At 38.5% G+C, this 16,577-nt stretch carries 11 protein-coding genes and 2 pseudogenes; 1 reads left to right on the top strand and 12 read right to left on the bottom strand.

Annotated features, from left to right (window positions below; all coding sequences use genetic code 11):
* Positions 1 to 88: 88 nt before the first annotated feature.
* The 12 genes and pseudogenes from V7K89_RS02240 to V7K89_RS02295 all read right to left on the bottom strand — a co-directional run bounded on the left by V7K89_RS02240 (position 89) and on the right by V7K89_RS02295 (position 15,972).
* Positions 89 to 1,711 carry a tetratricopeptide repeat protein gene (locus V7K89_RS02240; RefSeq protein ID WP_335184125.1) on the bottom strand — a complete coding sequence of 541 codons (1,623 nt, stop codon included), beginning with the start codon at positions 1,709 to 1,711 and terminating at the stop codon, positions 89 to 91.
* Between the two features lie 730 nt (positions 1,712 to 2,441).
* Positions 2,442 to 2,612, bottom strand: a pseudogene (locus V7K89_RS02245) (transposase); the annotation flags it as partial.
* A 256-nt stretch (positions 2,613 to 2,868) separates the two neighbouring features.
* Entirely contained in the window at positions 2,869 to 2,961 is a 93-nt protein-coding gene (locus V7K89_RS02250; RefSeq protein ID WP_335184126.1) for a DUF4058 family protein, read from the bottom strand.
* A gap of 260 nt (positions 2,962 to 3,221) precedes the next feature.
* Positions 3,222 to 3,761 (bottom strand): SH3 domain-containing protein, encoded by a 540-nt coding sequence (locus tag V7K89_RS02255; RefSeq protein ID WP_335184127.1) that lies wholly within the window; start codon positions 3,759 to 3,761, stop codon positions 3,222 to 3,224.
* 719 nt (positions 3,762 to 4,480) lie between these two features.
* On the bottom strand, positions 4,481 to 5,989 hold the full coding sequence (locus tag V7K89_RS02260) for a UbiD family decarboxylase (protein WP_335184128.1): 1,509 nt from the start codon (positions 5,987 to 5,989) through the stop codon (positions 4,481 to 4,483).
* A gap of 735 nt (positions 5,990 to 6,724) precedes the next feature.
* On the bottom strand, positions 6,725 to 7,447 hold the full coding sequence (locus V7K89_RS02265; protein ID WP_335184129.1) for a carbonic anhydrase: 723 nt from the start codon (positions 7,445 to 7,447) through the stop codon (positions 6,725 to 6,727).
* Positions 7,448 to 8,034: 587 nt separating this feature from the next.
* On the bottom strand, positions 8,035 to 11,748 hold the full coding sequence (locus V7K89_RS02270) for a diguanylate cyclase domain-containing protein (RefSeq protein ID WP_335184130.1): 3,714 nt from the start codon (positions 11,746 to 11,748) through the stop codon (positions 8,035 to 8,037).
* Between the two features lie 470 nt (positions 11,749 to 12,218).
* A pseudogene (locus V7K89_RS02275) lies at positions 12,219 to 12,964 on the bottom strand (IS1 family transposase).
* A gap of 124 nt (positions 12,965 to 13,088) precedes the next feature.
* Entirely contained in the window at positions 13,089 to 13,229 is a 141-nt protein-coding gene (locus V7K89_RS02280) for a hypothetical protein (RefSeq protein WP_335184132.1), read from the bottom strand.
* A gap of 746 nt (positions 13,230 to 13,975) precedes the next feature.
* Positions 13,976 to 14,635 carry a calcium-binding protein gene (locus V7K89_RS02285; RefSeq protein WP_335184133.1) on the bottom strand — a complete coding sequence of 220 codons (660 nt, stop codon included), beginning with the start codon at positions 14,633 to 14,635 and terminating at the stop codon, positions 13,976 to 13,978.
* A complete protein-coding gene (locus V7K89_RS02290) occupies positions 14,583 to 15,680 on the bottom strand; it encodes an Ig-like domain-containing protein (protein ID WP_335184134.1) in 1,098 nt (365 codons plus the stop codon). Before V7K89_RS02290 ends, V7K89_RS02285 begins: the two co-directional genes overlap by 53 nt.
* Entirely contained in the window at positions 15,634 to 15,972 is a 339-nt protein-coding gene (locus tag V7K89_RS02295) for a DUF4347 domain-containing protein (RefSeq protein WP_335184135.1), read from the bottom strand. The genes V7K89_RS02290 and V7K89_RS02295 overlap by 47 nt, the downstream gene beginning before the upstream one ends.
* A 313-nt stretch (positions 15,973 to 16,285) precedes the next feature.
* Here V7K89_RS02295 and V7K89_RS02300 point away from each other — a divergent pair, with 313 nt between their 5' ends.
* The gene (locus V7K89_RS02300) at positions 16,286 to 16,459 is read left to right on the top strand and encodes a hypothetical protein (protein ID WP_335184136.1); all 174 of its coding nucleotides are present in this window, start codon (positions 16,286 to 16,288) and stop codon (positions 16,457 to 16,459) included.
* The last annotated feature ends 118 nt before the right edge of the window (positions 16,460 to 16,577 follow it).

Genomic DNA, 16,577 nt, shown 5'->3' on the forward strand with positions numbered 1-16,577 from the left:
ACAATTCATTAGCGACAGCATCACCTAAATCAACTAAAATCAGCCAAATGGTAAATAAATTTTGGAGGTTACTTCATATAGCAATTATCTAGAAGTTTAAAATATCTAATGATTCTTCTATCTCTAAATCTAATATTATTTCTCGTGTATTTTTGAGTGCTTCTAGTTTACCTTCTTTACGATAAATGTCTGCCGCTTTTTGAAAATCTTCAATTGCTCCTTGTTTATCTATAATTTCTAAACGAATGTTACCACGATTATAATAAGCATCAGCATAACTAGGATTAATCTGGATTGCCTGAGTATAATCTTCAATTGCACCCTCAAAGTCTCCTAAATCTGAACGAGCATTACCACGGTTGTAATAAGCATCAGCATAACTAGGATTAATCTGGATTGCTTGAGTATAATCTTCAATTGCACCCTGAAAATCTCCTAAATCTGAACGAGCATTACCACGTTTTTTATAAGCTATGGCATCTTGAGGATTAATCTTAATTGCTTGAGGAAATCCTGGCTGAGAGCCTAATAAATAACGAGCAATCCCACGGTTTTTATAAACATCAGCATAATGAGGATTAATTTTAATAGCCTGGGTATAATCTTCAATTGCTCCTTGGTTATCTCCAACATGAGAACGAGCTTCAGCCCGATTTTTATAGATTATGGCAACATTAGGATTAATTCTAATAGCTTGAGTATAATCATTAATTGCTTCCTCTAATCGCCCCAATTGATAGAGAGCTAAACCTCGTTTATTGTAAGATTTAGCATCATGAAAATTCATCTGTATTGCCTGAGAATAATCTGCAATCGCCGCTTCATAATCTCCTATTTGATAATTAGCTAAACCTCGTTTATAATATAAAAAATCAACATCACTTTGATGAACTTGTAAAGCTTGATTATAGTTAGTAATTGCATTTGTATATTCTCCCCTTTGAAAGCATTCATCACCCAATTTTACATAAAACATATTTAAATCTTCATGATTTGATTCAGGCTGAAAAGAAGATTTTACTACCTGATAATTAGTTGGCTTAGATAGAGTTTCTTGTTTCGGAAGATATTTATAAATAGGTGGTTGTTGCTGAGAAAAATTATTTATAGAAGATTGTAACTGTTCTAGATAGCACCATAAACCACCACCATATAGTAATTGTTCTATTCCAAAAGAAATTTTACCAGTCTTCAACTTAATCATTTGGGTTGGCAGAAAGCCAGCCAAAAAAAGGTGATATTCAGATTGTGCTTCACTGACATCTTCTTGAATTAAAATGCAAACTACAACTGCGTTTTTTTCAACTTCTTCAGAACTAATTGACCATCTAACTCTGTCAATGCGACCATGACGAGATTTAACCTCTATACCAATAGATGGGTCAGAAGTCAAGGTAAAATCTATATTGCCATCGCCGCCAAATCGCTTTTCATAATCGACTTCGGTGATAAAATCAGCTAAACGTTCTTTGACAACTTCCTCACCCAACTTTCCTTTGAGATAGCTAATAAAAACATCACGCACTGGTAAAACACGCTTATATTTTTCAGCCATCTGCCAGCAAAATTCCCGTAGTGCCTTTAATCTCTCTCCAGAAATTATAGTTAATTCACTATATTGACCTTCTGTTTCACAATGAAGCAGACAACCAGATGCTAATCTTTTAATAAAATCAGACTGTAGCGATCGCAGTAGTGTAATCCAGTCCATTTCTGTTTCTGCGAATCTTTTGATGATTTGATGAGATTATTCTATTAAAATATCCATTCGGCGTAAACCTTTTAATTAGCTTGGGCGATATTCCAGAAAATTACCAATTGTTTTGAAATAATTCTTAATTTTTCTTAATATTTTTCAATTAGCAGAGGGTGAGATTGGATTAGAGGGAATGTATTAAGACATAGCAATTAGCAGGATTTATATCAGTTTTGATGGTGCAACCATGTATGATTACGCCAGAGTTTTGAGAAGTTGGGGAAAGAGTGCGATCGTGCCAGAAGCATTTTTTAGTTATGCTTACGCAGTGGTTTAGCTAGCTGATTCAGAGCTTCTTTGTAACTTGACGAAGCTAAACTAACAAAATCATTGTGTCATAGTTAACGGTAGTGACTTTTGAAGCGTGAATAAATATTCTAATTAGTAAATCCAACTAAAATTGTAATTTTATCACTCTAATTTTTTATGAGTAGTTCTAATCGACCAGACTATCCAGATGAAGATTTACAACTCCTGCTTTCTTATCAACGATAAATAAAATAAATTCTACAAGAAGTAATTAATGTCTATATACGGTTTGCTATCTCCATTAATTAAAAGACTATTATAATCTTCAAAACCGCATTCTTTGGGATATACAATAATATAAATGTAGAGAACAAATAGCGGCACCTGATGATCCTATTGATTTTTAAAATACTAAGCATATTTAACTCTAAATCTTTCAAAGAAAATTATTTGGGCGCTCAATTAATGTAATTTTTTGTAAAAATATTTGCTCTTGAATGAGAGTTTTGCGGATACGCTCATTCTTGTATGCAGTAGCGTTGGTTGATTCGCAATATGGACACTTTGGCTTTCCATTCCAGCGAATTTGCTCAAGTAGTGCAAGGCATTCTTCGTGATTTTGTCACATTGTTATTCTCAGAACTCTGAAAATAACGATGTCAAAAATTACTCTTTAGTTTTCTAGCAAGATGTATCAAGCTTTAAGGAAAAGCCAATGTTATCTTGCTATGGCGCAAGTATATGCTTTTAATAAGCAGTATTTTTAATTACTATATTTTGGTTTCTGTAACAGTGCATCCGCACAACTACCATCTGCTTCTGACAAAGCTGGCACTGCCTCTTTGCTGTAATCTATTACCAAATCATGCAATCGCTACTATCAGTCTCCCATGTATTCCTGGCCATAATTCAGAAGCTTCTAAATACGGCTTCATTCTTAGAAATGGATAAGCCATAACAAATATCCCGAAACCAAAATTTTAGAAGTAATCTCATAGTCCCCCTCCTCACTTGCAGGTTGAGGTGGAGTTCTAACGGGACTTAAACATTTTTTAGCAATAAATAAGCCTCAAACCCTTGCAGGGTTAGGAAAATACATCAAATGCCTGAAAACGCCTAAAACCCAGATATATCAGTAAACCAAGCAAAATGATGTCAAAACCCTTTGGAATATACGTTTGAGGTCATTTTATCGGTGTTTTTTGCCTAAGTCCCACTAAGAACAACTAGTAAGGGCTGCACTACATTGATCTTCCCTTGCTAACCAACCGTTAACACCTTGATATTCCACCTGCGCCCAATCTCCCTGACAGCTTAACAATTTGACAACTGTATTGGCAGGAATTCTTCCCATTTTTTGGCTTTGTTGACTGGTACTAGCATATAAATCCACGCCATTAGTACCGTAGCCCCGCGTTGTTAAGCCTAACTTTGGCACAAATACCCATCCAGTTCCTTGAAAACCATTGCTAGCATTAGTAATTTGCACCCAATTTCCAGCAGCACCAATAACCTGAACTGTTTCGTTGATGGGTATTTGTCCTATAATTACGTTATTTGTACTTGCACCACTCCGCACATTTAAACCTTGAGCATCTGTATCGGTGACGTAGGCAAAAATATCACACTTTTGAGAATTGCTTGATTTCGCTAAACTTATTTCACTAGCTATACCAGTATTGAGTATCATATTAATACAACTAAATGCCAATCCGATCGCTAACTTTGATGCTGGATTTTTCACTTTTTTTGTCATAATTTCTTCAAGTTTCTGGCATCAGTACCCAAGGCTGGAGTCTTAGTTTATATCTCCGAATCTACCTAAACAAATTCTGGTTAACTTTGTAACGTAGTTCTATCAAAGTGATTTTAGTACTGTAATAACACTTTTAATTTTACAAAATTTAGTTTTGCGATGTCTACGACGGGCTACGCCTACGCTGATGGATGCAACACAACGATATCATTGCGTATTAATGTGTTAGTATATTATGGTGTAGTTAACGCCAACAGTAAGTTAAAATTTCGACAAAAATTCATTAAGTAATATGAATAATCAGATGCAGTTTATATCAGATAGCATAGTTCAATAAATTAATAATCTCGATAATATGAGTATTTTAGAATTAAGACAAAGAAGAAATTATTAGCTTATTTAAGGCTAATGGAATCTTGCTTTTTAGAGGATTTGATGTTAATGTTGATATTTTTAAATAATTTACCAATCTCTTGTATATCGATTTTATCAATTATGCTGGTGGTGCATTCAGTAGAAGATTACAGCAGTTTTCATTTATTTAAATGATATCTGTCGTAAGGGTACAGCATTGCTGTGCTTTTACTGCATGATCTATAACACAATATTTTTCAGTTAAGGGTTATTGGTGTAGATAATTGGTCTTTCAAGACGCGATAAGTCGCGTCTCTACGTCAGGACTTTGTTGCTCTATCTAAACTGTATTGATCTATAACAGGTTACTTCATATCATAGCCAAACAAATTCGGGTCTACTTCTCCTAACTGCAACTCTGCCAAACCATACTCTGCCCATCGTCTCTCTACCATCGCCGCCACATCTGGGTCGGATTCTAAAGGCGAACCCCATTCATGGCTTGTTTCCGGCGGAATCTTTGTAGTTGCATCAATTCCCATACGTCCACCTAAGCCAATCTTTTCACTGGCAAAATCTAACGTATCAAAAGGTGTATTTGGCAAAATAAAGACATCCCGCACTGGGTCAACTTTGGAACTAATGGCCCACACAACTTGACGCGGATCGCGAATATTTATGTCTTTATCCACAACAATTACAAATTTAGTGTAAGTAAATTGTGGTAAAGCACTCCAAAATGCTAAAGCCGCCCGTCGCGCTTGTCCTGGATACGCTTTATCAATGGAAATAATCGCCGCTTTGTAACTTAAAGCTTCCATTGGTAGGAAGAAATCGACAATTTCTGATACTTGTTGCCGTAGTATGGGCGTATAAATGCGATTTAGTGCGATCGCCATCATCGCTTCTTCTTTCGGTGGACGACCGCTAAATGTTGTTAAGTAAATCGGATTTTTCCGGTGCGTCATACACTCGAAGCGGATTAACGGCGAATCTTCTACACCGCCGTAATAACCCATGTGGTCGCCAAAGGGCCCATCTGGTAAGACTTCCCCTGGTGTAATCGTTCCTTCCAAAACAAATTCAGAATCGGCGGGAACTTCCAAATCTACAGTTTTACATTTTGCCAACTGCACACCAGAACCTCCGTATAGTCCTGCAAACAGCCATTCTGATAAATCTACAGGGATGGGTGTGGCAGCTGCCATAATAATTAGAGGATCTACACCAAGTGCGATCGCAACTTCTAATTTTTTCCTACGTTCGGCTGCTTTTCGCAAATGCCTCGCCCCACCCCGTACCGATAACCAGTGAACCGTCATCGTATTCTGAGATTGTAGTTGTAAACGATACACTCCTACATTCGGAGTACCATTTTCACAATCCTTGGTAATTACTAGTCCCAGCGTGATAATCTTGCCAGCATCATTAATATAAGGACGTATCAAAGGCAACTTATTTAAATCTAAATCATTACCTTGAAGCACAACTTGCTGACAAGGGGGGAAAAAGTCTCGCCCTGGTTTGGCCTTTACCACATCAAACAGCACTTTTCCAAAATCTATCGCCTGGGAAATCTTCTTCGGTGGTTTTGGCTGTTGCAGCATACTCAATTTTTTCCCTAGAGTTTCCAACTCCTCTGGATGCTGCATATTCATCGCCCAGCAAATCCTTTCCACAGTTCCCATCAAATTCACCGCCACCGGGAAGGAAGCGCCTTTGACGTTTTCAAACAACAACCCTGGGCCACCTTTTTGCAGCATCCGGTTGGATATCTCAGCAATTTCCAAGTCTGGGTCAACTAAAGCTGAAATTCGCCGTAATTGTCCTTTTTCTTCCAAAATTTTAATGAATCCCCGCAAGTCTCTCGCCATTGTTTTAATAAAGCTAATTATTTAAGAAGTGTGAAGCGCTTTCTTATATTATGGAGCATTGGGGATTGGGGAGGCAGTGCGGTCTTCTCCCAAGGGGAGACGCCAAGGGCGATGGGGTTTCCCCAAGTGGAGCAACTGCCGTCATTGGGAAGAGACAAAGAAGAAACTTCTTCAATCATTGTCCCTTATCCCCCTTGTCCTCCCCATTCGGGAAATTGTTGGTTTTAATTCAATACAGTTTAGAATGAGCAACAAAACCCTAATGTAGAGACGCGATTGATCGCGTCTTGAAAAACTAATTATCTAAACCGAATAACTCTTAACCCAAGCGTATTGGGTTTTAATTAGAAATTAACCTATTTAGTAACTTTTCTTAACTGTATTTTCCGAAGCATTTAGTTATTGTATTTAGGGATACGCAATTATTTTTTACAAATAAGCGTTAACCAATCAAACATGGCCAGAATATACTATACCTTCCTGGCAGGCGGCCTTGTTATATAGTCCCTGCTGGGTTTATTTGTTACAAGCTTTAAGTTTTTTCTAAATTTTCGTGAGTTTGCGTTAGCGTAGATCAATTTAAACATCACCAACACTATTTTCAAAAATGTTTACAACAAATGCATTGGCTGTAGGGGTATACAACTTTATATTGGTGTCCAAAAAAATATATAATTAATAATTTTTTCTAACATCATCGAACTAAGAATTATACACTTAAAAAGTGTGAGATATTCAAGTAATAATATTGACTTTACCAGTGTCAATATCGTAACAAGCACCAACAATTTTTAGTTTATTTTCACCAAGCAATTTAGCTAAAATAGTTGAGCTTTCTTGCAATTTTTCAGTCTGATATTGAATGTTGGCTATAACTGCATCTTGCATATTATCACCCGTTCTGAACTTTACCCTTTCTACAGATGGTTTGATGCCCTCAATAATCAAACCAATTCTTCCAGGAAGAGGTTCGTTTTTGATTGCTTCTGCTACTGCACCGCATCTTCTATGACCCAAAACTATAATCAACTGCGAACCCAATACTGCTGTAGAATATTCCAGACTACCTATAACCGTGTCACTGACAACATTACCAGCAACTCGCACAACAAATAAATCTCCAAGTCCTTGATCGAAGACAATTTCTGCAGGTACTCTAGAATCTGCACAGCCCAATATGGCAGCAAAGGGATACTGAGCTTTAGCAACTAATCGTAGGCGTTCTAGTGATTGATCGGGATATTGACGTTTTTGATGGATAAATCTTTGATTACCATCAAGTAAGCGTCTGATGGCTTCATTCGGACTGATTGAATTAGGGTTAACTGGGTGAATATCAGCAACAGCAGTTTGCTCTGTATTCCAAAAGCTATCACCAAAAGTAGTAGCTGCAATACCTACAACACTGGCGAATTTCAAGAAATTACGTCGTCCGACAAATCCATTAATTCGACTCATCAATCTACCTGACAACAACAAAGCTGTTCCCTAGAAGATATCAGACTTAAGTAAGATGCAAGAGTACCTAATAACACGGTTTAAGAGTCATTTAATATTCACGTGATTTAAAGTTGTTAGAATCCAGTCTGCGTTAGCGATGAAAACAGATGAACAAGCGATAGAAGATAGTCGTTAAAGCGGCTCTATCGCTCCTTTTCTATCTATTAATCAATCAAATTATAAGTTTTTTAAAAGTCTTTCTGTGGAGAAATTTTAGATAGAGCAGAATTCAGAATTCATGAGTCAAAATAGGCTACACTTTGCGGCGCTAACAGAAGAAAAATAGTTTTTGTACCTGGCTTCGAGACTTAGATCTGATTCGTAAAGAAAATCTTAAGGGTACTCAACTCATTACTAGGTCTGAGTTTCAGCGAATAAGTGCTTTATTGGCTTAAATTCCTGAAACCAATACTAGACAAGTACTTTACTTTAGTTTACAAATTAGCTCTTAGATTGTGTACTTAACTCACTTGAAATCTTCTGTAAATATAGGGATAATTACTTGATTAGCGTAGGGTAGCAAGAACCGCAGGTATGCTCACTCTCTAAACCAGTCTATTTATACAAGAACGATTACGCCCGTTTGCTTTAGCTTGATAAAGGGCTTGATCTGCTGCCTCAATCAAATCTAATGGAACTATATTGGGTGTTGGAATCACTGTGGCAATTCCAATACTCAAGGTGACGTGATGTTTCACAGCCGAGGCCGCATGGGTAATATTTAGCTGTTCTAAAGCTTTATGAATTTCTTGGGCAACATAAAAAGCCCCATCACTAGCAGTATTAGGCAAGATGACGACAAACTCTTCTCCGCCATAACGAGCAACTAAATCTCCAGAACGTTTGACACTTTGTTTGAAAGCTTTGGCAATAAAGCGCAAACAATCATCTCCAGTGGCATGACCATAAGTATCGTTATATTGTTTAAAATAATCAATGTCGCATAAAAGTAGTGAGACAAAACCTTGTTCTCGTGAAAAATATTGCCAGACAGAATTAAGCCGATTATCAAAACATCGACGATTGGCGATTTGAGTTAATTCATCTACCATCACCAGATTTTCAAGTTGCTGGTTGGCACGCTGCAATTGTTGATAAAGTTCTGATTGCTGAATAGCGATCGCCACCTGTGTTGCTAATTGCTGAAGCAGTTCGCTTTCCCAAGGTTGCCACTCACGCACGGTGCTACAATCATGAGCAACCAAAAGTCCCCAAAGGCGATCGCCTTGTAAAATTGGTACAACTAGCTTGGCTTTGACTTGCAACCTTTCCAATAACTCTAGATGACAAGGGTCCAACCCGGCAGTGTAGATGTCTGGAGTAACTTTGAGCGTACTTTCTTGATAAGACTGTCCCTGTGTTTTGACAAAAAAGCTGTCTGTAATTTCCATATTCAAAATCGATTGCCAACCTTCTGCTACAGATTCGGTGACAACCATACCACTCCAATCACGGTTAAAGCGGTAGATGATGACGCGATCGGTTTGTAGAAAATGTCGAACTTCAGCAACAGTTGTGTTCAAGATTTCATCTAAGTCTAAAGACTTACGGATATGTTGAGCGATCGCATAGACCATGCGTTTCCGTTCTGTTTGCTGTTCCAGGGCAATTTGTGCCTGTTTACGGTCTGTGATGTCTGTTAGTGATGCGACCACCGCAGATGGTTTTGATTCATCGGATTCAAACAATGGTTGAGAATTGATTGAAATCCAAGTCAAGCTGCCATCAAGTTTGTGAACTCCCATAATGACATGAAATTGGGGTTGTCCGGTGCGTAAGGTGACAAAGGCGGGGTGAGTTTTCTCTGTAACAGAAGTACCATCTTCATGAATCGCACGCCATCGCGGATCGATGGAAGTTCGCCCCATCATTTGATCGGCTGTTAACCCTAAAATTCTTTCGGCACTGTCATTACAGGCGGTAATTCGCCCATCGGATTGCTGTACAACAATACCTTCTGCCATCACTGTAATTACAGAACGATAGCGTTGTTCGCTTTCTCGCAGTGCTTCTTCCATACGCTTGCGCTCAGTAATATCAGTATGGGTTCCTAGCATCCGTAGGGGAAAACCATTGGCTGCGCGACTCGAAATTTGCCCCCGATCTAGAATCCACTTGTAAGTTCCATCTTTGCACTTAATCCGATATTCACTGACATATTGTTGGGTTTCACCGTACAAATGCTTGATAATCTCTTCGATAACCCTCGCTTTATCATCTACATACACCCGTTCTTCCCATTCACTGAGGGTATTTCCAATTTCATGCTCTGTAAACCCTAACATTTCTTTCCATCGCTGGGAGAAAAAGACTTCATTAGTTTCAGCATTCAAATCCCAAACTGCGTCGCCATTTCCTTCCAAGGCATACTGCCATCTTTCTTCACTGGTTTTAAGTGCGGCTTCGATTTGTTTGCGTGGGGTGATGTCTTCAAAAATGTATAACCGCCCAAAGTATCGATCCTGAGTATCTCGAATTTGGCTGGAAAAGCGGCGAATCGTTCGCCCATCAACAAATAAAATTTCATCTTCAATCGTGCTACGATTTTCTTCAGACTGCAACAGTTTAAAAGATTCAGCAAATACTGATACATCAACAATTGAAGGTATACACGCAGGAATAATGTCATTATTTTTGAAAGCACCCAAATGCATTTGGTCTTCTAGATGTTCGATGCCCCAAATTTTACAGAAGTGGTGATTGAAATAAAGGATTTCGTCGGTGCGATTGTCAACAACAAAGAATCCCAGCAAAGAAGTGTCAGTCATGGAACGCAGTAAAGTTTCCCGCCAGCGCAATTCTGACTCTGTACGCTGGTGTTCTTGTAGCGCTGCTTGTTGCTTGGTAATATCCTTTTCGTTGACAAGGATAATGGAGTTACCCGTTACAGGATCGCGGGTGCATCGTATATCTATCCCATGCCATTGAATTCCCTCAGTGGTGAACACCTGAGCCTCTATGCTGAACATCTCACCTAAATTAATCGCTTCCATAGCTTGTTGCCCTACACTCTTGTCGACAAAGTGACTTAGGAAAATATTCTCAACTGACGAGTTAGGGTGTAGCGTGTCCCGATAACAGCGAAGGGCTGCCGGGTTTTGCATCAAAGGCACACCATCCATCGTGTAAAGTGAGACGAACGCTGTGGTGTGACGTAGAGCTTCAATTGATCTGAGTGTTTCTTGATCGATTTGATTGATGACTTGTGTTGATCCTTCAACCAGCATCGCCATTCGCCCTTGTTCAATTTGAATTCCAGAAAAGATGCAGCGAAGAGAAACAGGTTTTCCTTCTGGGTAAAATATCCAGTTTTCAGTGATGGTTTTCCCTTGCTGAAATTCTTGCAAATAACTTTGCATTCGAGTGTGAGTAAACTGGGAAATATCACTGAAGTTGCGATTGAGCAATTCTTCTCGATTTTGAGCATTCCAAATATGCAGTGCGGATTGATTCGCCCACCACATCTGCAAGTTTTGAATATCATAAATCCAAACTGAAGTTTGTAATCGGTCAAATGCAATCAAGTCTGCAACTGATATATTCTTTGGCAATACCGTTCTTGTTATAATGGATTCTCTAAAATTTTTATACAGATTTCTTTTGATTGATGTCAACTTCAACTTTGGCTGAACTATCAAGTTTTTCAGATTTTGATTGAGTTGCGGCGTTAGTTTTTGGCAGGATGTAGCCCTTCGCTGATGGCGTTCTGCTTCTCCAAGAGCGATTCTTAGCTCTGCGGCTACTAGTTGGAGATACTCAATTTCTAAAGAACTCCATTGACGTGAGCCATTGCACTGGTGAGCAATTAATAAGCCCCACAAATTAGGATATGTACCAGAAACTCCATCAATTTCTTGATTGTTTACTAAAATTGGTACTACTAAATTAGCTCGAATCTGCAAGTCTGTTAATAGCTTTTTATAACAAGGGTCAAGTGTTGTAGTATTAATATCTTCAATGACATCAACGCATCCATCTCGATATCGCGCTGTATTAAAGCAAGGATTGTAAATTAATTGCCCTAGGATTGGTTTCCATGCATGATTTACAGACTCTTCTGCTATTACTCCATCTCCATCAGGCAAAAAGTGATAGATAATGAGGCGATCGCTTTCTAAGGTTTTTCTAACTTCGCTGACAATAATCTTGAGAATTTCACTCACTTCAAGTGACTGGTGAATTTGGCCAGCCAGCATCCTAATTTGATCGAGGATTTGCTTTAAATCAATTTCAGAACCCGGTAGACGATTGAATAGCATGGTAACACAATAGGAAAGCTATGTATATTTACGTAGCCAAAATATAAAAACTTGCTTGGGCATTTCATTTTATTCCAAATTACCTAAAACGTTAAGTTAAATTCAAGCTTAAATTTGATAGTTGGTAATAAGTTCAAATTAAACCAATTGCTCAAAGGCTAAACTTTAATATTAGTGCTACGATTTCTAGCAATTTTTATTTGAATGAGATACATAGTAGGGATGTACAGCGTCCCTAGGAATTGTTTAAATCCAAGTAATTGCAAACTCTGCTATATCTCAATACGATTCACTTCAGGCTAAAATCCTATTTTTAACTTAGATACAGAGCGGATTGCCACAGGCTACCGCAGAGGACACAGAGAGAAGAAAGAAATTCTTAAATAAATTATGCTATACGTTGGATGCTTGACGTGTTTAACGCCTTTTTGTTTACTTTATTAATGGGCGTTGCATAAATGCGGGATGAATCAGCTAAACACAGGTATCTCTCTATACTTTAGATAGTGAAGTAATAATCGAATTGAGTGTTTGAGCATATCTACTGATTTGGAATAGCACAATGTTTTTCGATGTAGTCGTGCCAAATAATGACGTAAACGTGTATTTTCACCTTCTACTCTGGTCATATATGTTTTACTGATGATTTGGTCTCCTGGTTCAATAAAACTGGAATAAACTTTCCATCCGTCTGTGACATAGAAATAACATTGCCAACTGCAAACAATATCCCACAAAGGTTTAAATGTTTCTGCATTATGGTTTCCCAAAACCCAAGCTAAAATCCCTGGGCGAAAGTGATTTACTGCTGTCCATAGCCAAATTTTATTTTTTTTGAGCCGACGAAAGTTTCTAGTTCATCCAATTCTCCTACTTCGGGAATCTCGTCATTTGCTGGTGCATCGGGCAATTTTTCACCAATTTGTTTAACCCAAAAAATAACAGTTGTGTGATAGCGAAGCGTTAGCGAGTCCGCGAGCGTCTGAACACCTTTATCACGTTCAATTGCTCGAAATCCCATACCATTTACATATGCTTTTAAGCAATCTTGTTTTACCTCATCTGAGTACCCTTTTGGTAGACTATAAACATCGATAAATTGGCGTTAGCGGAGCGGGGCGGAACGCACTTCGCAATTTACACAAATGTGATTCTGTTTACCTCTTCGCTTTCCATTTTTTCTAATCTCAGTAGAGTTACAGTATGGACAATGCACAGTAAAACACCTCAATTCATCCCTTTATTATGCAACGCCAAATATTTTTATCCCTAAACAAAAAATATAAGTTACAAAAATAAAAAACTAATAAAGATATAGATTTTTTTACAAAACTTAAAAATTAATCTTCCCACCCTAGAATCTTGGTAACTTCGTTGCAAATAGAGGTGGGTTCAAAAGGTTTGGTAATAACCCCGGCAATTCCCATCTGGGCAAAACGGGAGCGATCGCTCCCTTGGACTTTCGCTGTTAACAGAATCACTGGTATAGCTTGGGTTGCTGAATTTGTCTGAAGTTTTTCGTAGACTGCAAAGCTGCTGTTTGATTTCTAGCCAGTTGTGGTAAAGCGGTGACGCTTGCGCTGTATCCACCTTAAGGTGGTTTGGAGAGCGCGAACATCAACAACTGGCCATTGGGTAGGATTTTGAGACGGGAATTGATCCCTTGTAGAATTTTCTCAATGTCCCTGTAACCCTGTTGATATATAAATTAAAACTGCAACAGAAAAACTTTGGATGCCAAATTGCCAAAAGCACATATTTCTAACCTACAATGTACACACAAGTCGAAAAAAGCTTGATTTTCCATTGTTCTCTCGTTTATCTCGTTCCCATACTCTGCATGGAAATGGCTATTAGATGCTGCTTGCTGCCTCCAGTCAGGCATTGAGTCTTTGACTCAATAGACCTCTTGCATAAATCAAAAATAAAGAACCCCATCCCGCATTTGAGAAAAGCAAACGCTCCCCTTCCCCTGCAAGCGGGGAGGGGTTGGGGGTGGGGTGTTAGGGACTTTTGCAAGAGGTCTAATGAATGCATTCCCAGTCTGAGACTGGAAATGAGAAAAGTCTTATCAAGCTAGGTTTTTAGGACCTGTGTGTACACCGTAGGTAAGGCGTGGGGGAGTGAATTTGATTTCAGAGTTTATGATTTTTACTCTAAAATTCCTGGAGGTAAACTCATAAACTCCATTCCAAAATAATGATGCGGCGACACGAAGACGCAGATTTTAGAGAACTGGTATAAAATCACTCTCTGTAATCAAGCTGAAATTGATACCGCTCAAAATAGCTAATGTCTCATTTGTGGAAGTAATCCGAATAAAAGTCTTATTACTAGTTGCAGAGATAGTTAAAGCCCCATAAGTTAAGCCACCGAATAAACCAAGTTTGTCGATGCCATCCTTAAAATCAAGGATGCTATCATTACCGTTGCCTGATGCGAGAACAAAAATATCCACACCTGTTTGTCCATAGAGTAAATCGTTGCCAGCACCCCCAATTAGGATATCGTCACCTGCACCACCATAAAGGTGGTCATTACCAGCATTACCAATCAGGCGATCGCTGTCATTCTGACCATACAGGTAATCATTGTTACTGCTGCCTAAGAGACTATCATTACCATTACCACCATAAAGATAGACACTAGCAATGGTGAATGATGAAGCATTTAAAGTATTGTTACTAATACCACCTGTCAATGTTACTCGTTCAATATTGATCAGGTTATCATTACCATTACCGACTAGTTGAGTATTAGTTAGGGTAAAGTTGACATCGGCGGATTCACTTACCGAATCAATGCCATCACCACCGTCGAGAATATCATCGCCTTTACCGCCATAATGGCAAACTGACTGTCGGAGAATCGTTGATAGCGGTAACATTAATCGTCTTAAAGACAGTAGCACTAGTACCGCCATCACCATCAGTCAACACAAAACTAACGTTACGGGGAGTAGTAGCGGGATTCTCAGAGACATTGGCGTAACTAATACTGCGTATCAAGGCTTGAACGGCAGTAGGCGTAGCTTTAGAATTAAAGTTGATTACCAAGTCTTGAGTGCCAATACCGCCACTGAAAGTGGCAATAAAGCTATCATTGTACAAAATGCTTGTGTTGTTGTTGACTTGAATTTTATTTGTTGTGTTGCTTTGGATGATCAGGCGGTCGTCAGCAGTTCCATCATTACTGAAGTGAACAGTCAATTTACCTGAATCGAAGTTTTGGGAATCAGGGTCTAGGACGTTTGCACCTGGATCAATGAAGATAGCAGGGTCGTTTTCAATGTAGGTGGGATTAGTTCCTGGCAAACTGATTATCGGAGAATCGTTGATAGCGGTAACGTTAATCGTCTTGGAAACTGTGGCACTAGTACCGCCATCACCATCACTCAACACAAAGCTGACAGTACGGGGAGTAGTGGAGGGATTCTCAGAGACATTAGCGTAACTAATACTGCGTATTAAGGCTTGGATAGCAGTAGGCGTAGCTTTATAGTTGAAGTTGATGACTAAATCTTGGATGCCAATACCACCAGTGTAATTACCAATTAAATTAGTGTTGTAAAAAATATTTATGCCAAAGTATTCAATTTTATTTGTCGGACTATTTTGAATGGCAAAACGGTCATCAGGAGTACCGCCATTACTGAAGCGAACAGTTAATTTACCTGAATCAAAGTCTTGGGAATCAAAGTCTGTGACAGTTGCACTAGGGTCGATGAAGATGCCAGGTGCATTTTCAAAGTAAGTGGGGTTTGTGCTGGGCAAAGTAACTGTAGGCGCTTGATTACCAACATTTAAAGTTACTGTTGCAATATTAGAATCTGCGATCGCATCATTAGCTTTATAGCTGAATGTATCAATACCTTGAAAGCCAGCATTAGGAGTGTAAGTAAAAGACCCATCCAACTGCGATGTTACAGCCATAGAGTATTAAAGATGGAGAGAACCAAGTTTGTAACTCTTGGGTATAGCGTTCTAAACTACTGAGACTGAGTTGAGTATTACCCAGGTAAAGGCAACCAGGAGAGCCATGAGAAACAATGTGGACACTTTCAACTCTCCGGCGCTGTAAAAGTGTTTGAGTAATTTGCTCTACCCCATCTTGGCTCGATTCAACGACTATTACCTCAATTTCTGATACAACATTTTTCAGCAATATTTCATAGTTATTAACGGAGGAGTCAAGGAAAAGGATGCCTAGATTCTGAATATTCATGTTCTTGGAGTTCTTCGCTAAAGTTTAGATATCTCGTTGTTAGTGAAAATCTTGGATAAGAGATAATAGATTGAGTGATTTCAGGACAAAAACATGAGCCATCAATCATTTATTGAGAATTAAATTTGATTTTTCACAATAAATAAATTTTTAATAGAAAAATCATTCTCACTTCGCTATTTTGCTGGTAGCAGATATTAATTACATCGATATATTTTCTGAAATATTATTAAGAAGCGATAAAGCCTCAAAAAATAATTAGTAATGATTAGTAATAATTACTACTTTAATAAGAAAGAATGCAGAATTGAGTATGAATTCTGCACGTCTGGCAGATAAGTCTAATGGATATCTGACAAGCAAAGCTCTCTCGATAACTCGTCGCAATCATACGCCCGCAGCTTGGACTGCTATGCCAACGTTAACGGTTGTGACGAAGTTGGTCAGAGCGATCGCTATTTGGTTTTTCTATTTTCATACCTTCTAGTATAAAACTCACTTGACAACATGAGTTAAAAGGTGATATTGCTTTTATACCGATTGGTAAATAAATTATTCACTGATAGTACTGCCGCTTCTGATGTCACCGGGACAATGCCTGATCT

It is taken from the genome of Nostoc sp. (genome assembly GCF_036917515.1).
Classification (GTDB): domain Bacteria; phylum Cyanobacteriota; class Cyanobacteriia; order Cyanobacteriales; family Nostocaceae; genus Nostoc.

Coding starts and splice junctions, on each gene's coding strand:
- V7K89_RS02240 (WP_335184125.1), bottom strand. CDS start 1,711: ATGGACTGGATTACACTACTGCGATCGCTACAGTCTGATTTTATTAAA.
- V7K89_RS02250 (WP_335184126.1), bottom strand. CDS start 2,961: ATGGCTTATCCATTTCTAAGAATGAAGCCGTATTTAGAAGCTTCTGAA.
- V7K89_RS02255 (WP_335184127.1), bottom strand. CDS start 3,761: ATGACAAAAAAAGTGAAAAATCCAGCATCAAAGTTAGCGATCGGATTG.
- V7K89_RS02260 (WP_335184128.1), bottom strand. CDS start 5,989: ATGGCGAGAGACTTGCGGGGATTCATTAAAATTTTGGAAGAAAAAGGA.
- V7K89_RS02265 (WP_335184129.1), bottom strand. CDS start 7,447: ATGAGTCGAATTAATGGATTTGTCGGACGACGTAATTTCTTGAAATTC.
- V7K89_RS02270 (WP_335184130.1), bottom strand. CDS start 11,748: ATGCTATTCAATCGTCTACCGGGTTCTGAAATTGATTTAAAGCAAATC.
- V7K89_RS02285 (WP_335184133.1), bottom strand. CDS start 14,635: ATGTTACCGCTATCAACGATTCTCCGACAGTCAGTTTGCCATTATGGC.
- V7K89_RS02290 (WP_335184134.1), bottom strand. CDS start 15,680: ATGGCTGTAACATCGCAGTTGGATGGGTCTTTTACTTACACTCCTAAT.
- V7K89_RS02295 (WP_335184135.1), bottom strand. CDS start 15,972: ATGAATATTCAGAATCTAGGCATCCTTTTCCTTGACTCCTCCGTTAAT.
- V7K89_RS02300 (WP_335184136.1), top strand. CDS start 16,286: ATGAATTCTGCACGTCTGGCAGATAAGTCTAATGGATATCTGACAAGC.